At 61.0% G+C, this 17508-nt stretch carries 9 protein-coding genes and 8 pseudogenes; 5 read left to right on the plus strand and 12 right to left on the minus strand.

What is annotated here, in order from left to right; translation table 11 throughout:
- Positions 1-32 precede the first annotated feature (32 nt).
- Positions 33-1874, plus strand: coding sequence for a recombinase family protein (locus ACVJGD_RS26675; protein ID WP_456637066.1), 1842 nt, complete (start codon positions 33-35; stop codon positions 1872-1874).
- 6 nt (positions 1875-1880) lie between these two features.
- On the opposite strand, the pseudogene ACVJGD_RS26680 reads toward ACVJGD_RS26675, so the two are convergent.
- Together ACVJGD_RS26680 and ACVJGD_RS26685 are read right to left on the minus strand one after the other, a co-directional pair.
- Positions 1881-2324 (minus strand): annotated as a pseudogene (locus ACVJGD_RS26680) (reverse transcriptase domain-containing protein); the annotation flags it as partial.
- A 636-nt stretch (positions 2325-2960) separates the two neighbouring features.
- Positions 2961-3317 carry a helix-turn-helix domain-containing protein gene (locus ACVJGD_RS26685; RefSeq protein ID WP_456637067.1) on the minus strand — a complete coding sequence of 119 codons (357 nt, stop codon included), beginning with the start codon at positions 3315-3317 and terminating at the stop codon, positions 2961-2963.
- Between the two features lie 235 nt (positions 3318-3552).
- On the opposite strand from ACVJGD_RS26685, the pseudogene ACVJGD_RS26690 reads away from it, so the two are divergent.
- Together ACVJGD_RS26690 and ACVJGD_RS26695 are read left to right on the plus strand one after the other, a co-directional pair.
- Positions 3553-3937: pseudogene (locus ACVJGD_RS26690) on the plus strand (transposase); the annotation flags it as partial.
- A gap of 478 nt (positions 3938-4415) precedes the next feature.
- On the plus strand, positions 4416-4622 hold the full coding sequence (locus ACVJGD_RS26695) for a cold-shock protein (RefSeq protein ID WP_456637068.1): 207 nt from the start codon (positions 4416-4418) through the stop codon (positions 4620-4622).
- Between the two features lie 336 nt (positions 4623-4958).
- On the opposite strand, the pseudogene ACVJGD_RS26700 reads toward ACVJGD_RS26695, so the two are convergent.
- The 7 genes and pseudogenes from ACVJGD_RS26700 to cysD form a co-directional block, all read right to left on the minus strand.
- Positions 4959-5145, minus strand: a pseudogene (locus tag ACVJGD_RS26700) (IS110 family transposase); the annotation flags it as partial.
- Between the two features lie 205 nt (positions 5146-5350).
- Positions 5351-6835 carry a GntP family permease gene (locus tag ACVJGD_RS26705; protein ID WP_456640384.1) on the minus strand — a complete coding sequence of 495 codons (1485 nt, stop codon included), beginning with the start codon at positions 6833-6835 and terminating at the stop codon, positions 5351-5353.
- A gap of 3 nt (positions 6836-6838) precedes the next feature.
- On the minus strand, positions 6839-7858 hold the full coding sequence (locus ACVJGD_RS26710) for a patatin-like phospholipase family protein (protein ID WP_456637069.1): 1020 nt from the start codon (positions 7856-7858) through the stop codon (positions 6839-6841).
- 1067 nt (positions 7859-8925) lie between these two features.
- Positions 8926-9830 (minus strand): annotated as a pseudogene (locus ACVJGD_RS26715) (IS3 family transposase); the annotation flags it as partial.
- A gap of 89 nt (positions 9831-9919) precedes the next feature.
- Positions 9920-10189, minus strand: a pseudogene (locus ACVJGD_RS26720) (ATP-binding protein); the annotation flags it as partial.
- On the minus strand, positions 10186-11700 hold the full coding sequence (istA, locus tag ACVJGD_RS26725) for an IS21 family transposase (protein ID WP_456637070.1): 1515 nt from the start codon (positions 11698-11700) through the stop codon (positions 10186-10188). The gene istA and the pseudogene ACVJGD_RS26720, both read right to left, overlap by 4 nt.
- Positions 11701-11911: 211 nt before the next feature.
- A pseudogene (gene cysD / locus ACVJGD_RS26730) lies at positions 11912-12397 on the minus strand (sulfate adenylyltransferase subunit CysD); the annotation flags it as partial.
- A 183-nt stretch (positions 12398-12580) separates the two neighbouring features.
- Between cysD and ACVJGD_RS26735 the strand changes: the two are divergent.
- Positions 12581-12838 (plus strand): annotated as a pseudogene (locus tag ACVJGD_RS26735) (transposase); the annotation flags it as partial.
- A gap of 240 nt (positions 12839-13078) precedes the next feature.
- On the opposite strand, the gene ACVJGD_RS26740 reads toward ACVJGD_RS26735, so the two are convergent.
- On the minus strand, positions 13079-14128 hold the full coding sequence (locus ACVJGD_RS26740; protein WP_456637071.1) for an IS110 family RNA-guided transposase: 1050 nt from the start codon (positions 14126-14128) through the stop codon (positions 13079-13081).
- Between the two features lie 73 nt (positions 14129-14201).
- Here ACVJGD_RS26740 and ACVJGD_RS26745 point away from each other — a divergent pair.
- A pseudogene (locus ACVJGD_RS26745) lies at positions 14202-14975 on the plus strand (IS3 family transposase); the annotation flags it as partial.
- Between the two features lie 8 nt (positions 14976-14983).
- Here ACVJGD_RS26745 and ACVJGD_RS26750 read toward each other — a convergent pair.
- On the minus strand, positions 14984-17053 hold the full coding sequence (locus ACVJGD_RS26750) for a recombinase family protein (RefSeq protein WP_456637072.1): 2070 nt from the start codon (positions 17051-17053) through the stop codon (positions 14984-14986).
- Positions 17043-17267, minus strand: coding sequence for a hypothetical protein (locus tag ACVJGD_RS26755; protein WP_456637073.1), 225 nt, complete (start codon positions 17265-17267; stop codon positions 17043-17045). The genes ACVJGD_RS26750 and ACVJGD_RS26755 overlap by 11 nt, the downstream gene beginning before the upstream one ends.
- Positions 17268-17508: the final 241 nt, after the last annotated feature.

Raw genomic sequence — 17508 nt, forward strand, 5'->3', positions numbered from 1 at the left:
GGTATCAACATGATCGATCGTATCATCCGGGCTTGTTCAATGACCGCCTGGTGCTCGGGCTCAAGGGTACGATGTCAGAGGCAGAGCTGCATGTGCTGCGTGCGCGGCTGCTCGGTGGCATCCGCAACAAGGCCGCACGGGGAGAACTGCACCGCGGGCTGCCGGTGGGTCTGGTACGGGGCGACGCCGACGGGGAGGTGCTGTTGCATCCTGACGAGTCGGTGCAAGCCGCGATCCATGCTGTCTTCGACAGCTTCGCCGAATTCGGCTCGGCACGACGCGTATGGCTGTGGTTCCGCTCGCAAGGCCTGCGCTTTCCGCTGCACTCCAACAGCCTTGTCGATCTCCGCTGGGTCGCCCCGACTTACACAAAGATCCACCAGGTCCTCACCAACCCGTTCTATGCCGGCGTTTATGTGTATGGCCGCACCCAGCAGACATGCTATCTCGATGCGGGCGGTCGAATCCGAAAGCGCATCAGACAACGCGACCGCGAGCAGTGGCCGGTGTTCATTCGTGACCATCATGCCGGATACATCGATTGGAATACCTTCGAGGCGAACCAGAAGCGCCTGGCGCAGAACATCCGTCCTCGACCGCACCAGAGCGGGGGTGCCGTGAGAGAAGGCGCAGCACTCCTGCAAGGCCTCGCCGTATGCGGACACTGCGGTCGGCGCCTGGCCGTACACTACAGCGGCCGGTTCTCGGCGCCCGGATATCACTGCGCCGGCAAGAACATCGTCAACGGCCGGGGCGAGTACTGCCTCAACATCGGCGGTGTGCAGATCGATGCGGCTGTCGCCGAAGCGTTCCTTGCGGCTCTCGCGCCCGCAGGCCTGGAAGCCTCGCTCCAGGCGATCGAGCAATTCGACGCCGATCACGAGACGACTCTCGCGCAGTTCCGTCGCGACGTCGAGCGTGCGCGCTACAACGCGCAGCGCGCCGAGCGACGCTATCGCGCCGTGGACCCGGAGAATAGACTCGTCGCGCGTGGACTCGAAGCAGAATGGGAAAACGCTCTGCTGGAACTGCAGACTGCCGAATCCGAACTCTCGGACCGCGAACACGCCCGACCGCGCTCGCTTACGCACGAAGAACGCGACGCGATCCTTGCACTCGGTAAAGACCTTAAGCGTATCTGGTTCGCTCCCACGACGAGCGATCGCGATCGCAAGGAGTTGCTCCGCACGCTGCTCGACGATGTCACCTTGAGAGTCGAGCGCGATAAATACAACGCTCACCTGACGCTGCGTTGGCGCGGCGGTCTCTTCAGTGAAGTTAATGTCCCATTGCCGCACTCGCATCCATCGCCGATCCGCACCGCCGACGATACGATCGATCTGCTGCGGCGACTGGCTGCACATTATCCCGACACCAAGATCGCCGGCATCCTCAATCGCCAAGGCCGTACCACGGCCACAGGACTGTCGTTTACGGCAAATCGTGTGTCGAGCCTGCGGACGCACTGGGAGATCCCCTGCTTCGAGCCGAAACGGCAAGTGCAGGACGGCGAGTGCATGACGATCGAGAAAGCAGCACGCGCTCTCGGGATCGCACCCTCTACTTTGCATCGCTGCCTCAACGATGGCTTCATTGCCGGAGAGCAGATCACACCTGGCGCGCCGTGGCGTATCCGTATCAATGACGAATTGCGGTCGCGCTTTGTGGAGAGCGCGCCCGAAGGTTACGTGAAGATGTTCAAGGCCATGAATCTACTCGGCGTCTCGCGGCAAACCATCTTGCAACGTGTAAAGCGCGGCGAGCTTAACGCCGTTCACGTCTATCGCGGACGGGCAAAAGGCATACGAATTCAAGTACCTGCAGCTGCTCCGGACCTCTTCGACCCTCTCAAAAAAACTGAAGGTGTAGTATGACGCAACATCCAACAGTCCTTTGATGTCGAACTCCAGGACCCAATCATATTTCCAGCACCGCTGACGCGTGACACCCACGGCGTCCAGAGCCGATTTTCCCGGCCTGTATCCGTAAGAGTCCGGCAGGAAGATGGGTTCCAGTTCCGGCTCAATCATCTGTTTGACCACCATCTGCGCGATCCGATCGCTGATAGTGGGCACACCTAAAATCCTTTCGCCGCCCGTCTTCTTTGGAATGGAGACGGCACGTACCGGTGGTGGGAAGTAGGTCCCTGACGACATCCGATTCCAGATCTTGTAGAGATTCCCTGCAAGATCCGTCTCGAACATCTCCAAAGTCTGTCCGTCCACTCCGGCCGCACCGCGATTGGATTTGACCGCCTTGTACGCTTCGTACACTTGCCGCTTCTCAATCGAGAACGGCTTGTTTGTCGTACCGTTCGAAGTCATCCTGTTTCCAGTTGGTTCAAGAATACGACTACCTGACCCGATCCCTTTGCTCCGACCCCATTACAGGGCCCTCAACGCTCCTACAGATCGGTCCGCCCCAGTCTCTTGCATCGGTACTCTCGCCTCACGGTTGGCCGCTTGCGCTTCTCCCTTGGCATCAAGAGCCTGGTTCCTGCAGTTCCACGCGAAAGCCTGTGTCCGACTCACGCCCCCTCTACGCCGGTCGCCGCCCGCCCGGTCATCAGGCATCTGGCGGACTTGTCCCAGGATGACGAGACGGTCCTGGTTTTGACGACACTTGGATTCATAACGACGCGTCTTCGGAGGGTTCACTTTCGTTCGTCTTTCGGACACTCACCTGCTCGGTTTGATCCGAACTTTTGATCCGACGCTCACCACCACGGCTCTTTACCGCAGCGGCTCGGACTAGTTTGGGACCCGCTCCTGAAAGCCGATCCCGGAGGGCCGTCCTCCATCATTCACGCAGCTTTACGTTACGGTGTCAGTTCATATAGAGAACTCCTTCCGTGCCTCTGCAGCACACTCTCGTCGATAAAAACGAGCCGGGCGGGATCAAGAAAACCTTGCTCTCGTATCCAACGTCGGCGAGCTCGCGCAACGTCCTCTCGCTGCCGTTCAGTAGCCTGCAGGCTTTTTTTTAAAGGTGATGTTGTGACGGTCGAGAAAGCGCCAGAGCGCGCTGCGGCTGGTTCGAATTCGCCGCTTGCGCAGCTCTGCAAGCGTCTCCACCAGGGTCAGGTCTGGATGCTCAGCAACCACAGCCAAAATCTCGGTTGCGAACTCTTCGAGCGGCGAAACGCTTCCGCCGCGCGGCTTCGCAGCCGCACTGTTATCGTCCCGCCAGCGCTGCACCCACTTGACCGCCGATGCTACACTCACCTCGAAGCGTTCGGCCGCCTCGCGCCGCGACGCGCCCGCAGCCACGGCCTCGATAACGCGCTCCCGCAGGTCACAAGAATAGGCCTTCGGCACCGCCCGCCCCCACCGGCAAGGAGAATCAATGCACACAGTCTCCATCATCGCTAACCGTTTGGGAATCCCTCAGATTCAGATCGGGCGGAAACTGCTTTAGTAGCTCCGAATTGCCGTCAGCACGTAGTTCTTGGATTACATAGCGACCGGAACGATGCTGGCAACTTGCGAAGTCAGAGTTTCTGTCTGGGGGCATAGCCATATCAGGAAAGAGAATCTATTCGTTAACACGTGCCGTACGGCGGCAGGTCCCGGTGCACCTCCGCCGGGTTACTGCGAAGCGGATCTGGTTGCGCATGGCGGCATGTCCGTATCCGGCGCATTTATTCAGACGCTAACAATGGTGGATGTCGCAACGGGGTGGACCGAATGCTTTCCGCTCATCGTGCGTGAGGCAGCTCTTGTGGTCAAGGCTCTCGAACGCGCGCAGAACCGACCTCCTGGGGCTCGATTGTGACAACGACACCGCTTTCATGAACGACACGGTCGTATCGTGGTGCCGCTCTCACAATGTCGAAGTAACTCGTTCCAGAGCGTACAAGAAGAACGATCAGGCGTTCGTCGAGCAAAAAAATGGAGTTATCGTTCGCCGCCTGGTGGGCCGACCGGCTTATCGAAGAGGTGTTCGGCCGTTTTATTGGGTGGCCACCGGGCAGCTTAGAAGTGGTGACGACGTCCGGAGCTTCGCTTGCGAACATGACTGCTGCACTAATAGTAGCCCGCAACCGTTATGATCGGCTATGGTCTCTTTGACGCCCATTTTTCGTCAAGTGTCACGTAGGAGCGCTTCACGACGACGCAGGCTGTCCAGTGTACCTGTCGAGTGTCGACGCATGCGAAGCAAAGGCATAGGTGAAAGCGTCTCGATAGTTACCGGTCGCGCCGTGTGCTGCCTGCAAGTAATCTCATCTGATCGAGCCAGCATGAGAATGTTGGCAATCGCACACGATTGTCCGCTTTGCGCCCACCCTCCTCGACTGGACGCTTGCCATCCCTGTAGGAACAGCATTTTCGATCCGGCACGCCGGTTGCTCTGTTCTCGGCACCATCACCAACCAGCGCTCGGGATTGGGCGCGGCGGCAAAGGGAAGTGATCGTATGGCAACAGGTACTGTGAAGTGGTTTAATAATCAAAAGCGGTTCGGATTTATCGTTCCAGATGACGGCGGAAACGACATTTTCGTTCACATCAGCGCCGTAGAGCGCGCTGGACTCTCTAGTTTAGCAGAAGGGCAAAAGATTTCCTATGAAATCAAGGTCGACCCCAAACATGCCAAAGGCTGCGCAGAAAAACTGCGGGTCTGACACGTCCGCTGATAATAGATATCCGGCAGAACTTGCTAAGACGAACAGGCTGGCTTTTCAAAGATGACGCTGCGAATGGAGTTCTGACCAACACGAGGGCGATTGTCTTGCAAACTCCAATGATGGATCCAGCCGAATCGCCGGTCGTGATTCTCTCCTCAAGGCATAAGCGGAGGCCTGGATGCTGCCACGGGAGCAGCGCGAGACAGGCGAGCAGGATCTGTTCCGCTCCCAGCTCGATCAGATCTGGACATGGAGCATTCGCTGGTAACGCTGGCACGCACGGCGGATTGAGGCTTCCTGGAGCGAGAGTTCGGAGCGGTCTACACGGACGGCTCTGGGCCAACCAAGAAGGGCGCGCTTCAAATGCTCGGTGTCGAGCCGATCGGTCTTTAGCCCGCCGGTGCTCGCGGGAGACGGCAATGCTTGTTGAATGGATCACGAAGGCCTCGACGCCATGAGCCCGCAGCCAGTGCGCCAGCCAAAAACCATCGCGATCGGTTTCAAAGGCGACCGCCATGCGGTGACGCCCCTTCATGCCAATCGCTTGCACCAGCTCGTCGACTAAGCCAGAGGAGACGCTCACCGCGGTGGTACAGGAGGCCAACGTCCAAGGCGCCTTCTCGGCCATGCCGCCGCAGGTGAACGCCGAGGCCCTCAAATCGGCCGACAGACGTGCAGCCGTTCAGCGCGGCTGGATCCTCGAATTGTGGGTCTTGAAGCAGCACTCATCTGGCGGGCGCCAGGTCATCGACGCGAGCCCATTCAAACGATCCCAAGACCCCGCTGAGAACGATCACGGCAGCCAGCGCCAAGAGCGAACTGACGATGCCGACCATGACGATTCCCATATAACTCTCGCGGTGCGTCAATCCGCAGATCGAGAGCAGGCTCACCACCGCCCCATTATGCGGCAGGAGGTCGAGCGAGCCCGAGCCAATCACCGCAACGCGATGCATGAGAGCAGGGTCCACGCCTGTCCGCGAAGCGATTTCCATATAGGTCTGAGCGAGCGCATCGAGCGCGATGGTCAAGCCGCCGGAGGCTGAACCGGTCAAAGCGGCTAGTATATTGGTGGCAACAGCGAGCGACACCAGCGGACCGCCTCCAATCGAAAGCACCCAGTCTCGCACCGTCGCGAAGGAGGGCAGGGAGGCGATCACCGCACCAAAGCCGACGAGGCTTGCGACATTCATCACCGGCAGGACCGATGCGTTGGCGCCGGCGTCCATGGTCTGCCGTAACGCCGGCAGCCGCGTATGATTGCACAGGATGGCTGTCGCGATCGCCGCAGCGAGCGCGACTGTTACCGACCACACACCGGCGACCTTCGATGTGCCGCCCCAGCGTTCCTCCCCCAGGAACGCGAGATCAAGCCGCGGCAGCACGACGAGCGACATCACGAGATTGACGGCAACGACGACGATCAACGGCAGGATGGCATTGAGGGCTGGCCCCGGGCCTTTGCTGCGCTGTCCATGCCCAATCTCGGCGGGATCGAATTCGCGAGCCGTTGTGGCGCGTTCGCGCAATAGTTCATCGAACGCGGCGTGTTCAGCCGCGTCGTGCGGCGCCTCACCAAATCCCTCGCCGGCCCGCCTTGCCGCTGCCTCTGCCCTTTGAAGCCACCACAATCCGATGCCTAGCATGATGATGGATGCAATGATACCGAGCCCAGGCGCTGCGAACGGCGTCGTGCCAAAAAACGGCATTGGGATCGCATTCTGTATGGATGGAGTCCCGGGCATGGCCGACATGGTGAAAGTCGATGTACCCAGAACGATCGCCGCAGGTATCAAGCGGCGGGGGATCGACGCCGCACGGAACAGCGATTGCGCCATGGGGACGATGACAAAAAACGCCACGAACAAGCTTACGCCACCATAGGTGACCAGCGCGCCCGCCAGCACGACCGCCGCCATTACGCGGTGCTTGCCGAGGCACCGGGCGATGAAGGCGGCCACGGACGAGACCGCGCCGCTATCGTCCATTAACTTGCCGAAGACAGCGCCGAGCAGGAAAATCGGAAAAAACTGCGCCAGGAATCCGGCGGCGCTGGCCATAAAGACCTGCGTCCAGTTGGCCAACAGCGGCTCTCCACCGAACAGCGCCGCAACCAGCGCGGCGGTCGGCGCCAGCAACAGAACACTCAAGCCGCGGAAAGCGAACAGAACAAGCAGGCCGAGTCCTACGAGAATGCCAAGGAATCCCATCATTCAGCACTCGCCCAGCAAGACATCGAGGTCGGCGGTGGAGCGCTCGCCCAGACTTGCTCCGTGATTCTCGAGGAATTCGCTCGCCGCGCGCCGTCCTTCCTCTCGCAGCATCGACACGAACCTCCATTCCGCATTGAGCTTGGACGACGCACCGAGCTGAGCCAGCATGTCGCTCTCGATCCGGTGGGTGCGCATCTGGGCCCAACGCGTCCCCTCGCCATGTCCTGGATCTACCGCCTGGCGCAACAGCGCGATCATGCGTAATTCCTTCATGAGCGGCGAGTTGAAGGAAGTTTCGTTGAGCCGATTGAGAATGTCTGGTGCCGAGCGCGGCGCGTCAAGCCGCTCCGTCGAATTGATCTGCACCAGGATGGTATCGTGCGCGTCGCTTTCGCGAACGAGCGGCGTAATGGTCGGGTTGCCGGCGAAGCCACCGTCCCAATAGGGCTCACCGTCGATCTCGATCGCCGGGAACATGGAGGGGAGGCAAGCCGAGGCGAGCAGAACGCTGGCAGTGATCTCCGCGTTGCGAAAGATGCGTCCACGGCCGGTTCGTACCCGCGTTGCGGTTATGAACAATTTGATCGGCGAACGGAAAAGGCGCTTGAAATCGACGTTCTCCGCCAGAACCTTGCTCAGCGGATTATAGCCGAGCGGATTGAGATCATAGGGCGAGAGCAGGCGTGACATCAGGTCCGCAAAGACGTAGGCGGGCGATGTGTCGAGCGTCCAACGGACCAACAACCTGTCGAGCGGCGAACGCTGCAGGGGACTAAACGCCGCGGCGCGCGCTACGCGTCGCCAGTATCGGTCGAGCGCCTCGCGGGCACCTTGAGCTCCGCCCTCCGCCCACCCGTCGGCCAGAACTGCGGCATTCATAGCGCCTGCGGAGGTCCCGGAGATCGCTGCGATCTCAAGCCACCTCTCTTCGAGGAGACGGTCAAGGACGCCCCAGGCGAACGCGCCGTGCGAGCCCCCGCCCTGCAGCGCAAGATCGATCAATACGGCATCTCGGTCCATGGCGTTCACGCTCTCGAAGTTAGCTAGAGTTGGACCAGAAATCGTCGGCTCCGAAAAATCGACGGTGAGCAGGGAACTACTGGAGTCTTGGCGTTCTGTTTCGATCTATCGGCTGGTTGAAGCGCTCGGGTCGAAAGGCGCCAAGCACCTCACATGATCCGTCCCTTGCAATTGTCGATTGGGTAGCCCATCTTTGGGGCGGGCCAGCTCCCTCTCCGCGCGGCAATGTCCTTCCAAAGGACGGCTCTTCGAGCTCGCCCCATATTAGGGAGCCATTCTCTCTGGCTCTCTGGCACCGTTGATCTCTCTAGACCACAGTCGCAGAAACCCGTGGGATCGTCGGCGCCCGGATGAGAGGGGCCGCTGCCAATAACGGATTGTGGTTGATGTTCCGTTCCGAACACCCGCAGGCGAGGCTTATCAGTGTGAGGTTCATCAACCAGTCAGTGACCTGCGTCTTTGATCGGATCAACTACTAACGTTGGTGGTCGAGGAAATTGTTGGCTCTCTGTAATTACGAGCTGGGAATAAGCGAGTTTTCAGCACGCGTGCCCGGCGAGTTGTGGCGGGGCACAGGCTCAACCATGGAGAGATCGCGCCCTTTGTCGGTGACCGCGCCGGTACCGCGGCTACCAGTGCGGTGGCGTTCAGCGGTCCGATGGCGGGAATGCCGGTCAGCCTTCGGATAGGGTCGTCAGTCGGGGCTATTGTTGAAATCCGCGACTATGTGCCGGCCGATGAGTGCGAGCGGCAGGTTCTTTACGCCGATCTGGAGGAATACGCATTGGGCAAGCTTCGGCGACCTCATAGCCATTACGTTGCCCTGATCGCAGTCAACGCGGTTCGCCTTGACCGGAGATAGAAGGGCAGAGTCGAGAAGAGGCTGATGGAGCGCTCAGCCGCAGCGCCCAGCCAGGATGAACGGGATGTTCCGCCATGAAAGCGCTTGTGTACCTGGAGCCTGGTAAAAAACTGCTTGAAGAGCGTTTCAGGCCGAAACTGGCGGATCCGACCGATGGTCGTTGCCCGACGCTTGCACCATATGTAGCGCCACTGCTCGCCGGGACCATGCTGATCGAGACGCCTGCCGCCGTCAGCACGCTCGTGAACTCCTGGCTCGTAAACTGGCTGCCTTGATCCGTGTTGAAGATCTCCGGCTGACCGTGGCGCGCCAGCGCCTCCTCGAGCGCCTCGATGCAGCACGCGGCCTCCATCGTGATCGACACCCGATGCGCCAGCACGCGACGGCTGGCGACGTCGACCACCGCTGCCAGGTACACGAAGCCACGCCGCATCGGCACATAGCTGATATCCATCGCCCAGACGTGGTTTGGCCGTTCGACCTTCACACCCCGCAGCAGATACGGATAGAGCTTGTGACCTGGCGTCGGCTTGCTCGTGTTCGGGCGGCGATAGATCGCCGAAATCCCCATGCGCTTCATCAGCCTCACCACATGCCGCCGGCCAACCGAAAGGCCTTCGCGACGCAGCAGCGAGCGCAGCATTCGCGCTCCCGCAAAGGGATAATCGAGATGCAACTCGTCGAGCCGACGCATTAAGGCCAGGTCCTCGGCCGAAACCGGCCGTGATTGATAGTAGACCGTGCTGCGGGCAAGGTTCAGGACCTTCGCCTGCCGTACCACAGGCAGCTCATGCTCGCGGTCGATCATTTCTTTGCGCTCAGCAGGCCGGCTTTGCCGAGTGCGCCGGACAAAAAATCGTTCTCCAGCGTCAGCTCCCCGATTTTGGCGTGCAGCGCTTTCAAATCGACCGGCGCCTCAGCCGATCCCTTGTCCTGCCCGAACACCCCCGCGGCGCCGTCCAGAAGCTGATTCTTCCAGGCCGTGATCTGATTCGGATGAACATCAAACTGCTGCGCCAGCTCGGCGAGCGTCTTGTCTCTCTTCACGGCGGCCAAAGCCACCTTTGCCTTAAACGCCGATGAATGCGTCCGGCGCGATCTCTTCGTCATCTTAGCTCCTGATTCGCAGCGAGAAGCTTCGCTGCTGTCAGGCAGAAAATCCACTTATTCCACTGTCCGAATTTGCGGAGCCAGCTCTCTTTGGAGATCATCGGCACGGCCTCGAAGTCGAAGTTGTCGAAGGTCTTTCCGGCGGGCAGGCGCGCCTCGACGAGATGGCGCTCGATGCGACGGCGGCCGCGTTCGGCAATCTCGTGCTCGGCAATGGTGGCGAGGAAGCGAGCCGCCGGCCAACCTTCCTTGTCGGACTGCTCGGCAAATTGCGGCCACAGCACCTTGATGGCGGGCAGCCGCAGCTCGTTGAGCAACAGATTGAGGCGCGCGGTGTCGACTGTGTTGGCTGTGTTCATGCGGCGTCTCCGATCTGGCTGGCGCCGATGAGACACTCATAGCTGGCGAGCGGGGCAAGCTGCACCATGACCTGCGGCATGCAGGCAGGATCGGGCGCGAAGTGGGCGCGCAGCCGTCCGAGATCGGGCAGTTGGCCGGCGTCCAGGTCGGCGGCGAGCTGACCGACGAGTTCGGCCTCGCAGCCACGCTCGTGCGCCAGCGCAAGCAGATCGACCATGAGCCGGCAGGCTTTCTTGTCCGGCAGCCGTTCGCGCAAACGATCGAAGGTCCTCCGATAGGCATCGCGCGGGAACAGCCGATCCCGGTAGACGAGATTGAGCAGCGCCATTGGCTTGCGCCGCAAGGAATGGATCACGTGCCGATAATCGACGACCTGGTCGTGCTTGCCGTTGGGATGCGGCCGCCCACGCGGCAGGGTGACGAGATGGGTGCCGCCGACGAACACGTCGAGACGATCATCGTAAAGGCGCACCCGCAGCTGGTGGCCGATCAGGCGTGACGGCACGGTGTAGAACACCTTGCGCAAGGTGAAGCCGCCGCTTGACGTCACGCGGACAATCACCTCCTCGTAGTCCGAGGTGCGGCGATCTGGCAATGCCTGCAGGGTGGCGCGCTCGCGGTCGATGCGCTTGGCGTTGCGGGCATTGCGGCGGCTGACGATCTCGTCGATGAAGCCGCGGTAGGCCGCGAGATCGTCAAAGTCGGCAGTGCCGCGCAATAGCAGCGCATCGGCGATCGTCCGCTTGAGATGGCCGTGCGAGCTCTCGATCGCCCCGTTCTCATGGGCGATGCCGCGATTGTTGCGGGAAGGCCGCATGCCGTAATGGGCGCAGAGGTCCTCGTACCGCCGGGTCAGATCGTCCTGAGCATTCCGGTCCAGATTGCAGAAGGCGGCCGACAGACTGTCGGTCCGATGCTCCCGCGGCGCGCCGCCGAGCGACCACAGAGCATTCTGCAGTCCTTCCGCCAAGGCGACGAAGCTCTCGCCACCGAGCACGACATGGGCGTGCTCAAAGCCGGAATAGGCCAGCCGGAAGTGATAGAGGCGATGATCGAGCGGCACGCCCGCGATGTTGACCCTGAGCTCGCCCATGTCGGTGAAGTCGGACAGGCCGACCTGACCCTCTTCGTGGGTCTGACGGAAGACGACTTCCTGCTCCTCGCCGTGGATTGCCCGCCAGGCGCGAATCCGGCGCTCCAGCGTGCGGCGGATTCCAGCCCCGAGCTCAGGGTGGCGGCGTAACAGCTCCTCGAAGATCGCGACAGCCCGTACGCCGGGGGCCGCCTTCAACATCGGCACGACCTCGGTCTCAAAAACACTGGCCAACGGGTCCGGTCGGCGCCGGCCGCGGGCTCCCTTCTTCTGCGATGGGAGCCTTCGATCCTTCTCGAAGCGATACGCGGTCGAGGTACTGAACGATGCCTTGGCGGCGGCCACTGGCGGGGTATCGGTCTGACGGTACTTCATGTAGAGCCTCATCTGGTGATCGGTAACGTGTCGGCCTGGCAAGCGAGTGATTCCTCTTGGCGGAAGAACCACTTGCACAACCAGCCGGCCGCGATCACCAGTCGGCGCGGTCCCCTGTGGATCGCGCCGACGCCGGGCGCGTAACTCCGGTCGGGCTACGCCCTCCCTGCGTCACGAGCCCGGCGTAGCCCTCTCATCCTGTTCGACGCTCCACTTCCATCCTGTTCGCCGCGCGGCAGCATGGGATTCAACGGGCCCCGCTCAAGGGATAGCATCCGAGCGTGCGAAAACGGATGATCCGCATTTCCGGCATCTCGTTGGGGTTAAGCGGTAATCGCTTGTCGTCGACCACGATCGTCGCGCCGTTTCGACGTACCGCGGGTCTTCGCTTTGCGAAGTAGAGCGGCACGACCGGGATCTTTTCGAGCATGATGTATTCCCAGACGTCGAGCTCAGTCCAGTTTGACATCGCGAACACACGCATGGTTTCGCTGTGGCGAATCCGTGTGTTGAACAGGTTCCAGAGCTCCGGCCGCTGATTACGGGGATCCCATACGTGTCCCGCTGAACGGAAGGAGAAGATCCGCTCTTTCGCGCGGCTTTTTTCCTCATCACGCCGGGCTCCCCCAAAGGCGGCATCAAATTGGTAGAGGTCGAGCGCCTGCTTCAGGGCGTCGGTCTTCATTACCTGGGTATGCAGCGCCGAGCCGGACTCGATCGGATTGATCCCGCGCTCCAGCGTGCGACGGATGCCGGCGCCGAGTTCAGGATGGCGTCGGAGCAACTCCTCGAAGATCGTGACCGGCCGCACACCGGGGGCGGCCTTCAGCATCGGCACGATCTCTGTCTGAGGCCGGCAAACTGGACCGTTTTTGGCTAGAGTTTTTCGCACCGATTCCCTGGCTGGGAGGAGCGAAGGACGATGAAGGCCTCACGGTTTTCGGACGCCCAGAAGGCGTTCATTTTGAAGCAGGGCAGTGACGGGGTTGCGGTGGCGGAGATCTGCCGCAAGGCCGGGATCAGCCAGGCGACCTATTTCAACTGGAAGAAGAAGTACGACGGGCTGCTGCCGACCGAGATGCGACGGCTGTAGCAGCTCGAGGAAGAGAATGGCAAGCTGAAGAAGCTGGTGGCGGACCTGTCGCTCGACAAGGAGATGCTGCAGGACGTGATCCGCCGAAATGTATGGTCTGCCCCGCCTGTGCTAGGCTCTTGGGCGATCCGACTTCGACAGTCTGCGTAAATGTATCCGGCCCTCTCGCGAGTGGGCTGCGGTTGCAGCCAGGCCATGATGAGATCAGCACGCCGCGTTCCCAGATAGCTAATCGGGCACTGGCCCGTTTTCGGCGAAGGGCTTACGCGGCGCCGATCAACTGTCTCGTCATCACTACCTCGAACCTCGCAGTCTGCTGCCCGGGCCCTACGAGAATGCGGGAAGCCGCCGCTCGTAGGTCGAGCCGGGCCGCGTGAGGATGACCCAGGCCACCCGCGCAATCTTTGCGGCCAGGGCCACAGTGACTTTGTTGGCATGCATGCGCTTTTCGAGGCCAGTCAACCACGAACCCAGGCGATCGGAAGTACGGTTCAGATGCATGACGCATGACCTTGCGCCGTGAATCAGCAGCCGTCTGAGGTAATGATTGCCTCTTTTGCTGATCCCAAGGAGGGTCGTCTTACCACCCGTTGAGTGTTCGCGAGGGACCAACCCAAGCCACGCGGCGAGGTCTTTGGCCCTTCGGAACTGACTAGCATTGCCGGCGCTCGCGACGAATGCCGTCGCCACCAGTGGGCCTATCCCGGGAACAGTCATGAGCCGCCGCGCTCGTTCATCACTCGCCGCCAAAGCCTCGATTTCACGTGTGATCTCGGCGATGCGGTGTTCGACGTGCCCGAAGTCCTCGAACAGCCGACGAAGCGTGCGCCTCATCATCGGCGTCAGATCATTGCCCTCGTCGGTCAATACGCGAGGGAAGTCGGCTTTGAATTTGCCGATGCCCTGATGGATTGCGATCCCGTATTCGAGGCAAAACGCCCGCATTTGGCAGACGAGCTGAGTTCGCAGGGCAACCTTCTGATCTCGGATGCGGTGCAGCGCCTGGATATCGACCTGGGCTTCCGATTTGATCTCAACAAAGTGCATCGCGGGTCGGGTGGCGGCCTCGGCGATCGCTTCCGCATCGATGATATCGTTCTTGTTGGACTTGACGTAGGGCTTCACGAACTGCGCAGGAATCATTCGGACCACGTGCCCGAGCTGATGTAACTTGCGTGCCAGCCATTGGGAGCCTGGGCAAGCCTCCATCGCGACGGCCATACGCTGCGCGGCATCGAAGAACTGCAAAAGTGTGTCGCGGCGGAGCTTTACTTTTTGAATGACTCTACCGCCTGCGTCGGTTGCTACGACATGGAAAACATTCTTTCCGATATCGATGCCGAAGACAGCGGCGGGCTGAGGCTTGTTGCGCAGCATTTTCTGGTCCTTTTCTCGGTCGAAAACTCGCCGCGCAGTATGCGCGGGTTCGGCGGGGCAGACCATCCCATTAGCTATGAAGCCTGGCCGGAAGCGCAAGCTGGTCGACGAGGTCTGTGGCGAGTGGCAGGTCTCGATCCGCAGAGCCTGTGACGCTCTCGAGTTCGACCGCTCGACCTATCACTACAAGTCCCGTCGCTCCGGCCAGGCTGCCCTCGAACAGAAGATCAAGGAGATCTGTCATGTCCGCGTTCGCTACGGCTGCCGTCGTGTTCACGTCCTGCTCCGCCGCGAGGGCTGGCGTCATGGGCAAAACAAGACGCGGCGCATCTATCGCGAATTGGGCCTGCAATTACGCAACAAAACGCCCAAGCGCCGGGTCAAGGCCAAGCTGCGCGATGACCGCACGCCGGCCACGCGGTCGAACGAGACCTGGGCGATGGACTTCGTCCATGACCAGTTGGCGACGGGACACAAGCTTCGCGTGCTTACGATCGTCGATATCTTCTCCCGCTTCTCGCCGGCGCTGCAGCCACGGTTCACCTTCCGCGGCAGCGACGTCGTGGCGATACTGGAAAGGGCCTGCAAGGAAGTGGGATTCCCGGCGACGATCCGGGTCGATCAAGGCAGCGAGTTCGTATCGCGCGATCTTGACCTGTGGGCCTACCAGCGCGGCGTCACGCTGGACTTCTCACGGCCCGGCAAGCCGACCGACAACGCGTTCATCGAGGCCTTCAACGGCCGCTTCCGGGCCGAATGCCTCAACACCCATTGGTTCCTCAGCCTTGCAGACGCCCAGCAAAAGGTGGAGACTTGGCGCAGATACTACAACCGCGCATCAGAACACCCATTTGTCTATGTTGTTGAAGGAAAGAGACTTTGCTGGCCGCGAGCTGGTCCCGCGGGGCGTCTCACATTGTTGCCCGCCCGCTCGACGATCGACTTGGCGGCATCGGTCGCAAGCGCGGCCCGCGCAAATATCCAAACGCCATCCGGCAGCGGGCGGCTCGCCTTGATCTCGCCGGCCTCGGCCGCTCGCCGCAGCGTCTTGGCCGCTATGTTGAGGATGCGCGCGGCGTCAGAGAGATTGAGCCACGGCTCAACGCCATCCACGGCGGCCTGGAAGACCGGAATGCGATGGTGCGAACGCAACGACGTGACACGTTCGCGAGTCCAACGGTTGCCGTAGCCGGTTTTGAGTCCGTTGCGATTGAGAAGGCCAGCGATCAGATCGTCGCTGGCAATCAATGCCAACTCGCGCACGGCCTCGATGATGTCAGCCGAGGTGCTGCTACGCTGACCACGTCTGCGCTTGGGTAAGCGGATCTCGCTGTGAACGCCGCCTGACCAGTGAACAACGATGACGATCTCCGACGTTGTATCGTCGATATCCGCCACCACTTCGTGAATCAGGGTGCGTACGATGCGCTTCTTTAAGCGAGAGTCCGTTGTCGGGGCTGACCAGACTGTTTCCAAGTTTGCGCCAAGAAGAGCGAACGCAGCCGGGTCGAACGCCCGCGCCGGAGAAGCCGCCTCATGCGCGAAGATCTTGCTCTCCACTTCGGCGACGCGGGTCAGCGCTTGGTTCCAGCGTGCCTCGAGTTCGCTGGCGACCAGTCGGTTGACGGGATCAGCGGCGTCATACTGCCGGAAGCCACGGTCGGCGGCATAGCGCGCCGCTTCGAGATCACGGCCGAGAGCCTCTCGCACCTGATCCCGTCGCTCGTTGGCTTGTTCGGCCGCAGCTATCGAAGCAGCGACAGCACCGGGGCCGACAACACCGAGGATTGCCTTCTCTATCGCGTCGTCGACGCGCAGGCCTCCAAATGCAATGCAGCGTGGTTCGGCAGCATCCATCCAGCCGCGCCAGCAGCTGTAACGCGGTATGTGATGCTGTGCACCGCTATAGCGGAGCGTCAGCTTGCGTCCGCAGCGGCGACAACGGATCAAGCCGGCGAGCAAGGCGTCGCCATGCTTGGGGGCGCCGTGATGCTGACTCGTCGGCATATTGTTGGAGACCATCGTCCGGATCGCTTCGAACCTCTCCCAGCTGACATAGCCTTCGTGAGTGCCAGGCTTGAGGCAAACCCAGTCGGCGCGCGCCTTACGGCGAATCTTCACGCCTGCGCTCCTTTCCACATATCCCATCGCCGCGGCCGTTTTACCATACGCATATGCGCCGCCGTACACTGGGTTCTCGATCATCCTGTGGAGAGTGGCGTAGCTCGGTCGCCGCCAAACCGTGTCGCCAGTGATCTGCCTCGTCGGAAGTTCGAGGCTTTGCTCTTGGAACCAGAGCAATGCCTGTCGAGCGCTTCCGAGTTGTTCGATCTTGTCGAAGACCAGCGAGATTGCCGCTTGCACGCGTCGATCTGGATCCTTCTCATAGCGGTCGCCAACCTTCACGAAGCCGACTGGCGCGGCTACGACGAGCTCACCGCGACGGGCTTTCTCATAGCGTGCGGAGAGCGAGCGCTGGCGTAGAAGATCAAGCTCGTACTCGTTGAGACTTCCCTTGAGCCCGAGCAGGAGACGGTCATTACCGTGTCGAGGCGCATAGACCGTCTCTTGGTCGACGAGCACCGTGTCGACGACACGGCACATCTCGATCAGTTGTTGCCAGTCGCGGCTGTTGCGAGCAAAGCGCGAAACTTCACGCGCGCAGACAGCCCCGACCTTGCCGAGACAAACTTCGGCCACCATGCGTTCGAAACCGGAGCGCTGCATGCTGCCGGCCGCAGAGCGGCCGAGATCTTCATCGATCACCTCGATTTCCGCGAAGCCCAGTGTCACCAGCCGATCCCGCATGGCGTACTGCAAAGCGCCGCTCTCGCGATTATGCAACACCTGGTGCGCCGAGGATTGGCGCACATAGAGGATCGCCTTCCGCCTCAGATGTTGCGGGCCGATCTTGTCAGCATTCATCGCCGCCCCCCACCTTTACTGGTAACGTGGCCGTCCGCACATGCTCCAAAATCAACCTCCTTATCAGGTCGATCAGCAACTCTCGTGTCTCGTCGGGCAGCTCGAGCCAATTCGGCGTCCCGAGGGCCGCCCCGCTTACGAACATTTCCATCTGCTCGGCAGCGCGCCTTTTGTGCCGCTTCCCGATCGCCGGCGCCGTCGTATTCTCGGTCATGCGCCTCTCCCCGATTCTGTTCGTGGGAGCTTCCACATGCACCAGTAGGTTGGGCATTCAATGATGGCCCAGCAGCCTTCAACACCTGGTGTAGCAGGGATGATAAAGCGTTGAGCGCTTCCAGGCTGACAAACGGGTCGACCGCGAAGTGTCCATCACCCGCGCACCCCGGGCGATCGAACATCCATGCGGGAATCTCCAGACACCGCTCGATCTCCGAGCCATCCAAGGTGCAACGAAA

This window comes from Bradyrhizobium sp. USDA 10063, from assembly GCF_054063735.1.

What these genes read in the sequence shown, in the direction of transcription:
- ACVJGD_RS26695 (WP_456637068.1), top strand. Translation starts at nt 4,416, where the DNA reads ATGGCAACAGGTACTGTGAAGTGGTTTAATAATCAAAAGCGGTTCGGA.
- ACVJGD_RS26705 (WP_456640384.1), bottom strand. Translation starts at nt 6,835, where the DNA reads ATGGGATTCCTTGGCATTCTCGTAGGACTCGGCCTGCTTGTTCTGTTC.
- ACVJGD_RS26710 (WP_456637069.1), bottom strand. Translation starts at nt 7,858, where the DNA reads ATGGACCGAGATGCCGTATTGATCGATCTTGCGCTGCAGGGCGGGGGC.
- ACVJGD_RS26740 (WP_456637071.1), bottom strand. Translation starts at nt 14,128, where the DNA reads ATGCTGCGCAACAAGCCTCAGCCCGCCGCTGTCTTCGGCATCGATATC.
- ACVJGD_RS26750 (WP_456637072.1), bottom strand. Translation starts at nt 17,053, where the DNA reads ATGAATGCTGACAAGATCGGCCCGCAACATCTGAGGCGGAAGGCGATC.
- ACVJGD_RS26755 (WP_456637073.1), bottom strand. Translation starts at nt 17,267, where the DNA reads ATGACCGAGAATACGACGGCGCCGGCGATCGGGAAGCGGCACAAAAGG.